The sequence below is a fragment of the Leptospira alexanderi serovar Manhao 3 str. L 60 genome, assembly GCF_000243815.2.
Classification (GTDB): domain Bacteria; phylum Spirochaetota; class Leptospiria; order Leptospirales; family Leptospiraceae; genus Leptospira; species Leptospira alexanderi.
On record NZ_AHMT02000027.1, the window covers coordinates 152,501 to 166,844 of the forward strand.

Below are 14,344 nucleotides of genomic sequence, written 5' to 3' on the forward strand. Positions count from 1 at the left end.
TTGTTTCATCACGTCTGAGATCGTGCGAAGCGCCAAGTCTCCCGCCAAATGTCCGTAAGAATCGTTGATCTCCTTGAGATAATCCATATCTAGGATGATCATCGCGAGAGAGAATCGGTAGCGTTGCGCCCTTTTGAGAAAAAGTTCGAATTGTTCGATTAGATATCTTCGATTGTAAAGTCTGGTGAGTTCGTCCACCTTGGAAATTTTTTCGATCTGGATATTCTTCTCTCTGAGCTTACTCACCGCTCTTTGCAGTTTTTTCTTTGCACGATGATCCATCACTCTCCAGAAGTTGATCAAAAGATTTCCGAATACTCCTGTAAAAAGATAAATCAACACGTTAGCCAAATCGTGTTGTAACGCTTTTGTGTTTCCAGTCAGAGTTGTACACAAAACCAGGGAAAGATAGAAAAATACGTTGAAAAAGATTACGGTCGTTCCGGTGAACCAAAGAAGAATATTTCCGCTTACGACTAAGGTTGTATAAAAATGAAAGTAAAGTTCCATTCTTCCCGAATCAAAAAAGACGTAAGGAAGAATAGAAAGCACGATCATTCCCGAAGAGAGAATGCTATATCTCTCGATTTTTTTGCGGAATAAAAATTTCCATTTTATAAGCAAAAACGCGAAAAAAGCGGACAAAAGGACGACCGTTAAGCGCGAATAGGCAAGAATTCGATTTTCTTTACCGAGCCCGGATTCTCCGTCCGGGACCAAAGCCGCGATAAGGCTGATTCCAATGCAAAAAAAGAAATAGATAACCGTAGCTCTTTTGATTTCCGGTTGATAGATTCTCAAATAATCATCTGTAAACGGATTAAAAAAAACTCTCCGGGCAAGTAGCTTTATTTTTTGATTGTTTCCTAACGAAAATCTCATGTGTTTTATAAAGGACCGAATAAGATCTAACCTCCCCATTTTAGAAGTGATTTTGTTTAAACAATCAGGATTTATAAATCCGTTTAAGTGACTTTATACTATACGTTCTTTGACGATTAAAAAACGACGATCTTTCTAGGGTTTTTTGTCAGAAGAGAGGGCAAAGGCATTCCTTCCCCGCCGAGAGATCGCACGAATTTGCCGTTGATCCTAAGCTGAATGCCTCGGATCGGAAGATTTTCCATGAGACTATAGGTGAGTTGATCGATCCGGTCTTTTAGAATTTCCGGTCCGGCTCCTCTTTCCAAATCGCTGCTCAAAGAAAGTTTTAAAATTCCTTCTTCGATTCTATAATCCCCGTCATAATGTAGGTTTTGCGGAATGGAATTTAGAATTCCTTTTTCCTTTTCCTGGGAAACCGGCCCTGCAATCAGAGAATTTAAGATCAGTTTGACCCTGTCTCCGCCCTTGGAAAGTCGGAGGACCTTTACAAGTCTGGAATGGCTCTTGCTCCCCTTACCGTAAAATTTCAAGAAATACAGTGATAATTCTCCTTTGTCCGTAGGTATCGGGGTAGGAGGAGATTCGTTTTCGAAATTGACGGATGCAAGGGGAGGTTCGAGGACTGGAACGAGGTCGTCTTCGTTGAGATCCTCTTCGATAGAATTTTCATTTTCGGAGGAAACCTGGACGTCTCCGTTTTGGAGAAGTTCTCCCAGGATTTCGTCTTCCGCTTGGTCCATAAGTTCTTTGTGATTGAGATTTCCTTTAGAATAAAATTCCGGACTCATCTTTCCGATATTTCGGAATCCTTGGAATCCGGTTCCGGAGAGTGAAAATCCGGATCCTGTACTTTTATCTAAAAGTACTAACGTAAAAATAATTCCGGTGAGAATGAAGATGAGATTTTTTCTTTTTTCGGAATCTGGCACTCTTTCATTTTCGGAAAAAAAGAGGAATCCATACAGGCAAAAATCAAAGGACCCGGTTCAGATCCGAGAGGTTTTTGAGTTCCAGTTCAAAGTCCGGAATTTCTCCTGGAGGTGCGTGTCCGTAGGAACAAAACGCAAACGGACAACCGTTCTGACGGGCGGCCTCGTGATCCGAAAGTCTGTCTCCTATCATGAGAATTTCGTCCGGTTTAAGATCGTTTTGTTTTATGTACTCTTTCAGAATTTCTCCCTTGGTTTTGATCCGTTCGTTGTCTAAGACGAGAATCGGATCGAAATAAGAAAGAACTCCCGCTACTTCCAAGATGGTTTCGATATAAGGCTTTCGTCCGTTCGAAGCCGCTAGGATTCGAAACCCTTTTCCCATAAGAGATTCGATTGTTTCTTTTACCGAGGGGTAGAATTCCCCCTCTCCGTTTTTGATTCTCTCGCATAAAAAGCGAAGTACACTATCGGAGATGATGTCTCTTTGTTTTTCGTTCAATTGCGGAAGGAGATTGCGGAAAATGGTTTTGACAGGCTTTCCTATTTCCATCATGAGTTGGTCTCTGGATGGAAGATCGATTTGGATTTCGAAAGTTTTGGAAAAATTTTGAATCGAGTCTCTGTAGACTTCGAGTATTATTCCTTCGGACGAAAACAAGGTTCCGTCCACGTCGAATGCAAGCGCTTGAAGAGAATCGACGGAAAAATCGGTCATCAAAGGACAGCTTTTCGAAAACGGATTCTTTTGACATTTTCTTTTTCCCTTTGCTTGATTTTCCTAAGAGTCGGAGAAAATAGGAAGAACTTCTTATGAAGACTTCGAATTCGCATCTGTTCCCACAAAAATCCAAAGGAGAAAGTTTTGCAAACCGGTCCGAGTTGTTTTCTTCTTTCGATTGGAACGATTATAAGGCTCAGCTTCAAAATCGTGTGAGAGGTTTCGAGCTGGGACGTTATTTCGATTTGACTGAGAGTGAAAAAATCGGAATTGAAGATACGATTCGTCTCAACGTTTCCGCGACACCATATTACATTTCCCTAACGGATCCAGAGGATCCGGACGATCCGATTCGAAAGATGATCATCCCAAGAGAAGCAGAGTCTGTTTTTTCTCCGGAAGAATCTCCCGATCCTCTGCACGAGGAACGATTGTCTCCGGTCAAAGGGTTGACTCACATGTACCCGGATCGAGTTCTTCTTTTTACCAATCACGAATGTTCGGTTTATTGTAGACATTGTATGAGAGGTCGTAAGGTTTCCGATTCTAAAGAGAGAATGCTTACGGAAGATCTAGAAGCCTGTTTTGAATACGTTGAAGCCCATCCGGAAATAACCGATGTGGTGTTATCCGGCGGAGATCCCTTAAATCTGAGCGATTCCAAGATCGACTGGATTTTGGAGCGATTGGAAAGAATCGAACACGTAAAGATCTGCAGACTCGGTACCCGAAATCCGGTCACGCTTCCGTTTCGAATTACATCAGATCTTTGTAATATTATAGAATCTCACAATACTCATCGGCTTTCCATCTTCTGTAACACCCAGTTCAATCACGCGAAAGAATGCACTTCCGAAGCAAAAGACGCGATTTTAAAACTTCTCAAAGCCGGAGTGAGTGTCGGAAATCAATGCGTTCTGCTGAAGGGAATCAACGATTCCGGGAAAATCATGTTAGAACTTCATAAAAAACTGTTGGAATTGAGGGTCCGTGCCTATTATATGTATGATCCGGAACTGATTCCCGGTTCGAGAGGTTTTCGAACCCCACTCGCAAAAGGTATCGAGATCATTTCCTATATGAGAGGAAAGATAGGGGGCATGGGAATTCCGCAGTTCGTAAACGATCTTCCCGGAGGAGGTGGAAAGGTTACGTTGACTCCGGATTGGTATCTTGGTTTTTACAAACCGGAAAGGATGCACGTATTTCGATCCGCGTTACACGGATCCTATCATTTAAGTCCGGAACCTCCGGATTCCACGATGGAAGAAATCTATCCGGAGATTTCTTTGGAAACTTGGGAAAGAATCTCTCCAAAGGCGCTCGGTGTCCAAGAGAAAAAATTGAATGTGTGATGTAACGCCGACGGTTCTTGTTTACGCGGATCTTCATGAGTTTGACGGTGAGTTTCCGGAATTTTATAAACAGGAATGGGAGTCCTCGAAATCCGTGGACGCTATCTTAGAATTGTTAAGCGAAGTTGGGGAAAGAACCGAATTTGTCGCCACTCCGGGTCAACTTTTGGAAAAGTTAAAATATTATTCCGACTTGGATTTTACAAAACGCCCCGTCCTCTTTCATCTGATGGAGGGATTTCGTTCCAGAAACAGGGAGTCTTTGATTCCTGCCGCGGCGGAGTTGTTCGGTTTTCCTCACACTGGTTCGGACGTTTATTCTCAAAACGTGTCCTTGGATAAAAATCTAACGAGAATATTTGCTCAGTCGATTGGTATTCCGATTGTGCCCGGATTTTTAATTCGTTCCGAGACGGATTTTACGGTTTCGAAGGAGTTTTCCTTTCCCGGATTTTTAAAACCTTCCGGAGAAGGTTCCAGTCTCGGAATCGGAGAGGAAAGTATCATTCACGATGAAAAGGACCTCCGTTTCAAATTGTCCTCCAAACCGGCGGAGTTTTTTCCTTATCTCTTGGAAGAATATTTAACGGGAATTGAATATACAATTTCCATAATGGGATCTGATGTCGTAGGTTATAGAGCCAGTTCCGCGGGAAGATTGGTTCTCCGGGAAGAACTCAAAGTAGAAAAGGTTTACGGAGAAAAAACGAAATCTAAAAGTGTGATGCCGGAAACTCTCGTATTTGATTGTCCTTCTGGTTTGGAGACATTCCTTCAGGAACAAAGTCGGTTACTTTGTAGTTCCCTTGGCACTTCCGGTCCCGCAAGACTGGATTGGAAACTCGATTCTTTAGGGAATCCTTATTTTCTTGAGATGAATCTTACTCCCGGTTTGTCTCCGTTTTATTCCACGTTTCCGATTTGTTATCGTCGGAGTCTAGGGGACGAAAAAAACTTGTTGCAAGAGATTCTAAAAATAGCCCGTTTGGATTTTGAGACCGATCGATTTTTATATGCCAAAAAGAAAATCAGATCCTTATCAAGTCAAAGATAAAGTCATAGATTTATGCAGACAGCGATCCCTATTCAAACTTCCGAATCCTTTCGAAATACTTTGGAGGAATCGGTTCGGAATCATCCGATCCTGGTTTCCAATTGCTGGTTGGAAAATAAGGAAAGAAGAATGGAAAAGGAAGACCTTCTTCTCTGGCTTCGTCAGGAATACTTCGTCAGCGTAGATTTCGTAAATTGGTTTTTAAATACGGCTGCGATCAGCGATTCCATAGACGCAAAAATCGTTCTTGTCTCTAATATTTGGGAGGAATTGGGCGAGGGTAATGCGGAAGATTCTCACGTTTGTATCTTAAAAAAGTTTCTTTCGGATATGGGCGAGGTGGTGCAAGATATACACAGACTTCCCGAAACAAAGTCTTATCTAGATCTAATGCGGAGGATAACCACCACGGACTTTTACTCGGCCTTGGGCGCGCTCGGTCCGGCGAACGAGTACTTGCTGAAATTGGAATATTCTAGAATGTTCCAGTCTTACAAGGATTTAAAGGAGCGAGTTTGTTTGCCGGAAGGAAAATTTTTTCAAGTCAATCTGAATGCGGACGAATCTCACGCCGAAAAACTTTTTCGCTTGATCGAGGTTGTGGCGGACACGGAAGAAAAAAGAAATCGAGTGATGGAAGGAAACAGGCTCGCTCTAGACGCAAGACTTGTGTTTTACGATGGCCTAACGACTTTTCAGGGACTTTAAGAGACTGATCCCGATCATTCCTAAAATTGGAATTAAGGGAAGATAAAGAAGCGGTGCAACCCAACGGTATCCTTTTAAAGAATGGCTGAGCTTTCGGACCGCAAAAATCCGGGATATCTTCTTCCGTTTGCGATCATTTGAACGTTTCCTTCCGCGACGCCGATATTCAAAGTCGGATGAATTTCTCTCAGTTCTTTTTCCGAAAAATCGCGAAAGGATCTAAATCTGATTTTGGGGTTGAGATTGAGATTTTGCAGCTTGGTTGCGAGGTTGGAGCAAAACGAACATTCTCCGTCGTATAAAAAAACTAGGGTATCCATCTTGAGATATTTTTGAGATCAATTCTAATAAGAATTTGGAAAAAGCATTTTACATTTCGTAGAATTGTAATTTGTCGTTCATTTTCAATCCATTTTTTCTTAAAATATCATAGATTGATTTTTGAATCGATTTCTTCTGAGTTATTTGAAACGTTACCCTTTTATATCGCTCATCTTAGCTTCGCTAAGAGTCTTCGCTAAACTCAACCTGTAACGTGACCCTTAGGAAGCGTTACATGAGTTACTTACTCCTATGGTCGCTCGATAGATCTTGAGGATGATTTCTTAAAAAGAAACAAATGTCCGGAATATGCTCTTCCTGAACTCCAATCCAAAAATAAATCCAAATTCCTTCCTTTTGCATTCCGTCGCAGATCTTCATGTACCACTTGGATATCGTGTTTTCCTTTCTTGCTCTCCAGAATAAAACGGGAAATTTGCGGATCATTTCGTCCCAAATATCTCTTCCGACACCTTCTCCTCTAGCGATTTCGTCTACCGCAAACTTGGAAAGAAATGTTCCGAAAGGGGTTTTCTTTACCAACGCGCAACCCTTGTACTCGGATTCTAAAAGAATTCCGGTAAACTCTTGACTCCAAAAATTTTCTTTCAGAGATCTTTGAAAAGCTTTTTCAATCAGAAGATCCAACTTATCTTTGGAAATCGAACGATGATCCGGGATGAAGTCGATTCTATTTTTTCTACGAATCAGAGTTCCGCTTCCCTTGATCGTAAATAATTCTTTCAACAGGGAGGAGGCGGATGTAACCGCGATTCCGAATTCTTTATCCTTTACATTTTTATAAAGTTCTAAACAGGAAACTAAAAGAGAAGCGTCTTCTGGGTCTGGTTTTATGGAAGAATCGACGTCGAAGATCGAAATTTTATTCCCTTCGCAGAAAATTCCCCCTCTCGAATAAAGATGAACCAGCTTTTTCGTGTGCAGAGTGGAGCAGAGTTCGGTCAAGAATGTGAAAGGGGATGACCCCTTTTCCTCCGTGACAAAAACCGGAATTTTTTTTTCCGAAAGGGCCGAAATGACCGCACCCGCTAAATTTTGCGGATGTCGGAATAATTTTCCGGGGAGAATCGACGGGGATTCTTCTTTGTTATGATTTCTATAAAAGAGATTGGTGTAGGAGATTCCGTCTTTGTCTAAAACGACAACAGGATATAAGTCTAACTTGTGAAGGATCTTGAGATTGTAAAGGAGTGCTTCTGCGGACTCCATGAGTGTACCGGAATCCGCATAGATCACAGCGAACTTTTCGGGTTCGATCGAACGGAAAAGTTTTAGAAATTGAAACGAATCCTTAGTATTATCCGTGACTTCCAAAAGTTTAAGGAGAATTTCTTGATGTTTCATTCCGGTTCGATTGGATTATTTGCCCAAAGTGTAGGCAACTAATTTTCCTTTGAGCTTACCAATCGTCAAAGATTGCTCCTTATCTTTTTTCAATTTGAGAAAACCTAAGAGCGAAGTATCCCCGCAAACAAGCGCCAAGATATTTCCCGTAAAATGATCTTTGAGCTTCTTACCCCAAGCAATATAAATTTCCTTAGCTTCTTCCTTGGTACCTATTCGAACTCCGTAAGGAGGATTGGTCACGATAAAACCGTCGGAAATTTTTTTCTCGTTTTCGGAAACGGTAGCGTCCGATTCGAAAAAAGTAATCAGGTGATCCACACCCGCGTTCTTTGCGTTCTGTCTTGCGAGATTCAAAGTCGTTTCATTCTTGTCAGATGCGAAAATTTTCACTTCGGAATAATTCTTTACGTTGAGATTCGGTTCCCCAAAAATTTTTTTAAACGGAAGGGAGGACGCCAGACTTCTGTAATTCGTATAACCGCCGTATAGAAGTTTGAGAGCCGCTTCCACTACGATGGTTCCCGAACCGCAGAACGGATCATATAACGGTGATTTGGTGCTCCATCCAGAATATCGAATCAAAGCGGATGCGAGAATCTCCCGCATAGGAGCCGGTCCTCCGATTCTTCCATGTCCTCTTTGTTGAAGAGGTCTTGTGTTGAGTCCCAGGGAAAGTTTCGCATGATCGGAATGGGAACGAAGATAGAATAAAAAATCAGGTTCGTCTCGAGAGACCTTCGGGGGTTCTTTTCCTTTGGAGCGAAATCGATCAAAGACGGCGTCCTTGAGTTTATATGTCGCATAACGTGAATCTTTCAAGGAATCCTTGGTGGTCGAATCGATTCGAAAAGAATGTTCGGGTCCGAGGATTTTCTCGAACGGAAATTGGACAGCCTGATTGTAAAGATCTTCGGGATTTTCCACTTTCCAGTGTTTTAAAGAGACGCTGATTCCGGACGAGATTCCGGTAGAAAGTGCGAATTCTTTGAGGGCGTTCGCCGAACCTTGAAAAAAAATTCCTCCTCTATTTTCAGCGGTAATCTTTAAGCCGGTTTCTAGAATTTCTTCTCTTAAAAGCCCGGAAAGTCCGTCTAGGCAGGATGCATGATACTCGAACGAATCCGGTTTTGAAAAATCCCATTCCCGTTTGGATGGGGATTCTTTTTTTCCTAAGCGATCATTGAAATGGGATTTTCCCTCGGTTTTTTTTATATTTAATCCCGGCGATTTTTTGAGAGCGGGGTTTCTAAAATTTGTCACTCTATTTGCTGCGCGAGATAGTTTTCAACGCCGATCTGACGGATGATTTCTTGTTGGGATTCGATCCAATCGATGTGCTCTTCTTCGGAAACGAGAATTTTTTCGAACAGTTCTCTAGTTCCGTTGTCGTTGTTCTTAACCGCGATCGCGATTCCACGATTGAATCTTTCCACAGCCGCGTATTCTAAGTCGAGATCCACTTTTAAAATTTCTTCGATGTTTTTTCCTACGTTGATCTTCATATATTTTTGAAGATCGGGTACACCGTCCAGATAAAGGATACGATCGATCACTTCGTCCGCGTGTTTCATCTCGTCTATGGATTCGTGTTTCATAAAATCTGCAAGTTTTTTAAAACCCCAGTTCTTGTTCATCTTTGCGTGAATAAAATATTGATTGATTGCTGTGAGTTCTGCAGAGAGCACTTCTCCGAGAATCTCAAGTACTTCTTTATTACCTTTCATTGTTTTCTCCTTGTTATCAATTCAGTATAAAAATCATTCTTAATTTTGCAAGGATAGTTTAGAAACTCGAATGAAAAGTCGTCTTACTTGCGTTATTTAATTTTTTTTGATTTTCAATCTCACAATTTTTAAAAACATAGACTCTGATGTCTTCGCCCGTTTTTATTCTCGATTCGGAACTCAGTCGCTTCGGTAAGACTGCGCTTGATTATCATTCTCTTTCTTATCAAACTGCGATTCGACTTTTGGAAAGAAATTCTGAGTTTGAACCTCAGTTTCTAATTTTTGCTGCGATGGCTCCCGAAAGATACACGGGAGAAATCTTTCTTTCCGCAAGAATTAAGGAAAGCCTTGGTTTAAAGAATTTATTTACTATTAGAACAGAGACCGCTTCTTCTTCGGGAGCGAGTGCTCTTCATACCGCCGTTTACTTTCTGCGGTCGGGAGCGTTTCAAAGAGGAATTGTGATTGCTACCGAAGTGATGAGTCGTTTGGAAAGGGAACAGAACAATCTTCTTTTAGGAAGCGTTTTGTCCGAACGTCAAAAAGGTTTTGCGATGTCCATGGCTCAAGGTGGGGGAATGATAGCGACACGTTATCTGCACGAGTACGGATACGGTCGTAAGGATTTATACGCTCTTTCCAAGAAGTTACACGACAACGGACTGAGGAACGAAAAGGCTCATATTCGAAAGAATATTACGGAAGAAGAATATTTTAATTCTCCTCTGTTTGCGAGTCCTCTTTGTCTGTATGATATTTCTCCTCTTTCCGACGGGAGCTGTGCCGTATTACTCGATTCTGAAAAGACGAAATCTCCCAAACGACTTGAGGTTCGTGGAATTGGTCATGGGATCGGAGATCTTTCTTCTTCTCCGGGGCTTTTAAGTTTTCCTTCCAGTGTTTCCGCGTTTGCGGGAGCGTATAAAGAAGCCGATTTAAAACCGGAGCAGATTCAGATTGCCGAGCTTCACGATGCGTTTACTCCTTTTGAATTGATCGGCGCCGAGGATGCTGGACTTTTTCCGAGAGGAAAGGCTCTACGTTATGTGAAAGAGGGAAAAACACATCCGGAAGGACAACTTCCGATTAACGCTTCGGGAGGTTTGAAAACGAGAGGGCATCCTGTGGGAGTTTCGGGCCTTGCTCAAATTGCGGAATTACAAACTTGGATGTATAAAGAGGAACGTTTTCAAAACGGTTTGGCTTTGTCCATCGGCGGATTGGGAGTGAACAATTTTGCTACGATTCTTTCCAAAGTTTAGAACGGAAATTTGACAGTGAATGAAAAAATACTTTTGATTCAGACCGCATTTTTAGGAGATCTGATCTTAACGACTTCCTTTTTTCGGGAAGTCAAAAGGAAATATCCGAACTCGCATCTTACGGTTATCGTAAATAAGGGAACGGAAAGCGTGTTGGAGGCCAATCCTCATATCGATCGATTGATTCCTTTGGACAAGAAGGAATTCAAAAGATCTTTGTGGAAATTTTTTTCCTTTTTGAAGAGTCTCCGAAAAGAACGTTATACTCTTTGTATCCTTCCCCATTTTTCCTTTCGCTCCACTTTGATCGGATTTGCAAGCGGAGCCAAGGTGAGAGTGGGTTACGAGTCCGCCGGTTTTTCCTTTTTGCTCACTAAAAAAATTCCGAGACCGATTCGAGGAATGCACGAGGTGGAAAAACTTTTTTCTTTGTTATACGACAAAGAGGAATATTCTAAAATACAAAAACGTCCTGAACTTTTTTGGCACGAAGAATCCGTCTTTCGAGTTCGAGTTTTGATGCGAGAGAATGGGCTCGAAGAGGGGAATTACGTCTTACTCGCGCCGAGTTCGGTTTGGGAAACGAAACGGATGCCCGCTTCTAAGTTTAGAATTTTAGGAGAACGTCTTGCGAAAGAATCCGGAAAAAAAGTGGTCCTCATTGGCTCCAAAGCGGATATCGATCTTTGTGAAGAAGTAGGTGCCGGTTACGGAATTAATTTTGCGGGGAAAACCAACTTACCCGAACTTTCATTTTTGGTTTCCAAAACTGCGTTGATGATCAGCAACGATTCTTCTCCAATTCATTTTGCTTCCGCGTTTAATATTCCCACATTAGCGGTTTTTGGTGCGACTATTCCTGATTTCGGTTATACTCCTCTTGCCGATTCTTTTTTTATCTCCGAAATCCAGGGGCTTTATTGTCGTCCTTGCGGGATTCACGGCGGAAAGATTTGTCCGGAAGGACATTTTCGTTGTATGAGGGAACAGGATATGGACAAAATGTTTGAAGCGGCGATCCAATTAGAAAAAGGAAATGTAAAATGACCCATACCCTTTATAGAGAAAGAATCGCGGAAGTTCAAAAAAAACTCAAAGACGGAGAGGTTTTGATCGTTTTTGCGGCCTCTCATTTAATCCGAAATCGGGACGTGGAATATAAATTTCGTCAGGATTCCGACTACTATTATCTCACCGGCCTTGACGAATCCGACGGAATTTTAATATTAAAAAATTCTTATAAATCTATCTTTGTTCTTCCCAAGGATAAGGAAAAAGAGATCTGGACCGGAATCCGAATTGGAAAGGAAAAGGCAAAAGAACTTTTAAGGCTCGACGAGTCGTTCGATACGACGGAATGGGAGTCCAAACTGGACGAGATTCTCGTCAATCAATACACGCTCTATCATTTTTTCGGAAAGAATCTTGTTCGGGATGCGAAACTCATCGAATGGATTTATTCTCTCAATCAAAGATCCAGGGAGGGAAAATTCGGGCCGAGAAGAATCGAATCTCCCGATTTTTTACATTGGATGCGTATGTTCAAATCTCCAGCGGAGATCGATGCGCTTCGAGAATCCGCTAGAATCACCGCTTTGGGTCATGAAAGGCTTATGAGGGAATCTAAGCCCGGTATGTACGAGTACGAGCTCGAAGCCATTTTAGAATCCGAATATTTAAAACACGGGGCTTGGGGAGGAGGTTACGGACATATAGTCGCCAGCGGAAAGAATGCCACAATTCTACACTATACGTCTAACAATTGTAAGTTGAACGACGGTGAACTTGTTCTTGTCGACAGCGGCGCGGAAAAAGGATATTATACCGCGGACGTTACCCGAAATTTTCCTGTGGGTAAAAAATTTTCTTCCGAACAAAGAGCGGTGTATGAAGTCGTTTTAAAGGCGCAAAAGGAAGCCGTGTCCAACACAAAGGAAGGAGTCGAGTTTGTCGCGATTCACAATCAAGCGGTTAGAACGCTTGTGGAAGGTTTGAAAGATCTAGGTTTATTACGGGATTCAATCGACTCCGTTCTAGAACAAGGAATATTCAAAAAATATTATATGCATAGAACCAGTCATTATCTGGGAATGGACGTTCACGACGTGGGTACTTATTATCAGAACGGATCTTCTAAAAAATTAGAAAGCGGTCAGGTGATTACGATCGAACCTGGGCTTTATTTCGATCCTACCGATCTTGAAATTCCGGAAAAATTTCGAGGGATCGGAGTTCGAATCGAAGACGACGTTCTCGTGCAAGGTTCTAATCCTTTAAACCTGACTTCGATGATTCCCAAGGAAATCGATGAGATAGAATCTAGAAAAAATTAACATCTCGCCGCTTTTCTTAGAGATCGAATTTTTTTGTTACAGAACTATGGAAATCCAAACGTGTAGTCATATTCCGATCCCAAACAAGAATTCGATAGGTTATTATATAATTCATACGTGTGGGAATATTCGCTTCTGAAATCATGCCAATCAATTCGTTTAACAATTAATAGACGAAGATTTCAAAGTCCCGCAGGTATAGCGAAAACGAGATGTTTGAGTTGTAGGAACTCCGACGAGAATTTAGCAACGAAAAAGACTATTGGGATGTAATCCGTGGGAACTCTTATGCTTTATTACGAATTTATCGAATGATTTGAAAATAATTTCTTATAAGGTTTTGGGACAGACCAAAGTTTCTGCTAATAGTTTTATCAACTTACAAGCAGTATTCCTATCTGTTTCAAAAATCGCTCCAAAGCGTCGTAAGTAACGTGAGCAGGGTCGTAAGAATCCATGATTCATTTTTCTGTAGGAAGTTCAATTTGAACTTTATAAATCTATTCTTAAAATGTGGGAACTATAACAAATCGCGATTTTACGAACAAATTCTAAAAGCAGGGACTCCTACTTTTAGAAAATTCTTTCTCATTTTCTTATATCGAACTCACGTTAAGTAGGATAAGTTTTTGGAAGTTATCTCAAAAATATCTTAGAATGATTGGAATCTGCGTTTTAAACAAAGATAAAGTATTTTTGAGATAGCTTCTAGATAAAAAAGAATAAAAAATAAATTATTTTCTACCTTTTGTAAAATTACGCTTTATTTCTTCTTTCAAAAATAAATACACAATGCCAAAGGGAATGCAGAGTGATTTTTAAATTCTTGTTTGAACACCCTAACAAATCTTGCGACATTCCAGAATTCTTTAAGACTTTTTCTTTGGACATCATTAGAGTTGTTGAAAAATTAATTCTCTATCCGTTTCTGCCCTATTGAAATGGACGTTTGAAGCGGTTTTGTTAATCTGAATCACGGAATTTTTCAACAACTCTGTTATACATTTACAGACAGTCTGTAGCCGACTCCCGGTTCTGTCAGCAGCAGTTCCGGGTTGGAAGGATCCGCTTCTATCTTTTTTCTCAAACTCGCTACGTGAACTCTCAAAGGACCTGATTCGTTTTTTGCAAAAGGTCCCCAGACATGACGTATGATTGCTCCTGAGTCAGAACCTTCCCCGCGTGTTGGATCAAAAGAGATAGAAAAGAATATTCGATCGGAGTGAGATGTACTGTTTCTCCCGATACTTGAACGTTTCTGCTCGATAGATCCACGTATAAATTTCCTGAAATAAAAATCGGAGAACCGGGTTCCTGGGTTTTATTTCGAAGAGCCACTCGGATTCTCGCGAGTAACTCTCCCATACTAAACGGTTTTGTAATATAGTCGTCCGCCCCTCCGTCCAACAGGGAAATCTTTTCCGGGTCGGAAGATAAAACCGACAACACGATGACGGGGGTTTCACTCCGGGTTCTGATTTCTCTGAGAGCTATGATTCCGTTTCCGTCCGGAAATTGCAGATCCAAAAGGATGACATCCGGAGATTCTTTCGCGGCTTTGAGTATGGTCTCTTGGATCGTCGCAGATTCGATCACATCATAATGAGAAGCGCTCAAACTGATTCTGATCATCTTACGGATCCGATCGTCGTCGTCCGCGATCAGAATTTTAGGATTCATG

The 14,344-nt window shown here is 41.5% G+C and carries 11 protein-coding genes and 3 pseudogenes (1 of these 14 only partly in view); 6 read left to right on the top strand and 8 right to left on the bottom strand.

Annotated features, from left to right (window positions below):
• The 3 genes and pseudogenes from LEP1GSC062_RS09535 to LEP1GSC062_RS09545 all read right to left on the bottom strand — a co-directional run.
• Positions 1 to 882 (bottom strand): annotated as a pseudogene (locus LEP1GSC062_RS09535) (GGDEF domain-containing protein) (it extends 347 nt beyond the left edge of the window).
• 116 nt (positions 883 to 998) lie between these two features.
• Positions 999 to 1,814, bottom strand: coding sequence for a GerMN domain-containing protein (locus LEP1GSC062_RS09540; RefSeq protein ID WP_010578799.1), 816 nt, complete (start codon positions 1,812 to 1,814; stop codon positions 999 to 1,001).
• A 43-nt stretch (positions 1,815 to 1,857) separates the two neighbouring features.
• Positions 1,858 to 2,532, bottom strand: coding sequence for an HAD family hydrolase (locus tag LEP1GSC062_RS09545; protein ID WP_010578800.1), 675 nt, complete (start codon positions 2,530 to 2,532; stop codon positions 1,858 to 1,860).
• Positions 2,533 to 2,627: 95 nt separating this feature from the next.
• On the opposite strand from LEP1GSC062_RS09545, the gene LEP1GSC062_RS09550 reads away from it, so the two are divergent.
• The 3 genes from LEP1GSC062_RS09550 to LEP1GSC062_RS09560 are packed head-to-tail and all read left to right on the top strand — an operon-like array spanning position 2,628 to position 5,652.
• Positions 2,628 to 3,890: a KamA family radical SAM protein gene (locus LEP1GSC062_RS09550; protein WP_010578801.1), complete on the top strand. Its 1,263-nt coding sequence runs from the start codon at positions 2,628 to 2,630 to the stop codon at positions 3,888 to 3,890.
• Positions 3,883 to 4,944: a D-alanine--D-alanine ligase family protein gene (locus LEP1GSC062_RS09555; protein WP_010578802.1), complete on the top strand. Its 1,062-nt coding sequence runs from the start codon at positions 3,883 to 3,885 to the stop codon at positions 4,942 to 4,944. The genes LEP1GSC062_RS09550 and LEP1GSC062_RS09555 overlap by 8 nt, the downstream gene beginning before the upstream one ends.
• A 12-nt stretch (positions 4,945 to 4,956) precedes the next feature.
• Positions 4,957 to 5,652 (top strand): iron-containing redox enzyme family protein, encoded by a 696-nt coding sequence (locus LEP1GSC062_RS09560; protein WP_010578803.1) that lies wholly within the window; start codon positions 4,957 to 4,959, stop codon positions 5,650 to 5,652.
• Here the strand turns inward: LEP1GSC062_RS09560 and LEP1GSC062_RS09565 are convergent.
• The 4 genes and pseudogenes from LEP1GSC062_RS09565 to bfr form a co-directional block, all read right to left on the bottom strand.
• Positions 5,629 to 5,972 (bottom strand): annotated as a pseudogene (locus LEP1GSC062_RS09565) (DCC1-like thiol-disulfide oxidoreductase family protein). The gene LEP1GSC062_RS09560 and the pseudogene LEP1GSC062_RS09565 overlap by 24 nt on opposite strands.
• A gap of 241 nt (positions 5,973 to 6,213) precedes the next feature.
• Entirely contained in the window at positions 6,214 to 7,338 is a 1,125-nt protein-coding gene (locus tag LEP1GSC062_RS09570; protein WP_010578805.1) for an acetylglutamate kinase, read from the bottom strand.
• A gap of 15 nt (positions 7,339 to 7,353) precedes the next feature.
• Complete coding sequence (locus tag LEP1GSC062_RS09575; protein ID WP_020984017.1) at positions 7,354 to 8,601, bottom strand: THUMP domain-containing class I SAM-dependent RNA methyltransferase; 1,248 nt, start codon at positions 8,599 to 8,601, stop codon at positions 7,354 to 7,356.
• Entirely contained in the window at positions 8,598 to 9,065 is a 468-nt protein-coding gene (gene bfr, locus LEP1GSC062_RS09580; protein WP_010578807.1) for a bacterioferritin, read from the bottom strand. The genes LEP1GSC062_RS09575 and bfr overlap by 4 nt, the downstream gene beginning before the upstream one ends.
• 146 nt (positions 9,066 to 9,211) lie before the next feature.
• Here bfr and LEP1GSC062_RS09585 point away from each other — a divergent pair, with 146 nt between their 5' ends.
• From LEP1GSC062_RS09585 to LEP1GSC062_RS09595, 3 genes are read left to right on the top strand one after another with little or no spacing between them, the layout of a single operon-like run.
• Positions 9,212 to 10,330, top strand: a complete 1,119-nt coding sequence (locus LEP1GSC062_RS09585; protein ID WP_010578808.1) for a thiolase family protein — start codon at positions 9,212 to 9,214, stop codon at positions 10,328 to 10,330.
• A gap of 15 nt (positions 10,331 to 10,345) precedes the next feature.
• A complete protein-coding gene (locus tag LEP1GSC062_RS09590) occupies positions 10,346 to 11,377 on the top strand; it encodes a glycosyltransferase family 9 protein (RefSeq protein WP_020984071.1) in 1,032 nt (343 codons plus the stop codon).
• Complete coding sequence (locus LEP1GSC062_RS09595) at positions 11,374 to 12,663, top strand: aminopeptidase P N-terminal domain-containing protein (protein ID WP_010578809.1); 1,290 nt, start codon at positions 11,374 to 11,376, stop codon at positions 12,661 to 12,663. The genes LEP1GSC062_RS09590 and LEP1GSC062_RS09595 overlap by 4 nt, the downstream gene beginning before the upstream one ends.
• Positions 12,664 to 13,660: 997 nt before the next feature.
• Here LEP1GSC062_RS09595 and LEP1GSC062_RS09600 read toward each other — a convergent pair.
• Positions 13,661 to 14,343: pseudogene (locus tag LEP1GSC062_RS09600) on the bottom strand (response regulator).
• Between the last annotated feature and the right edge of the window lies 1 nt (position 14,344).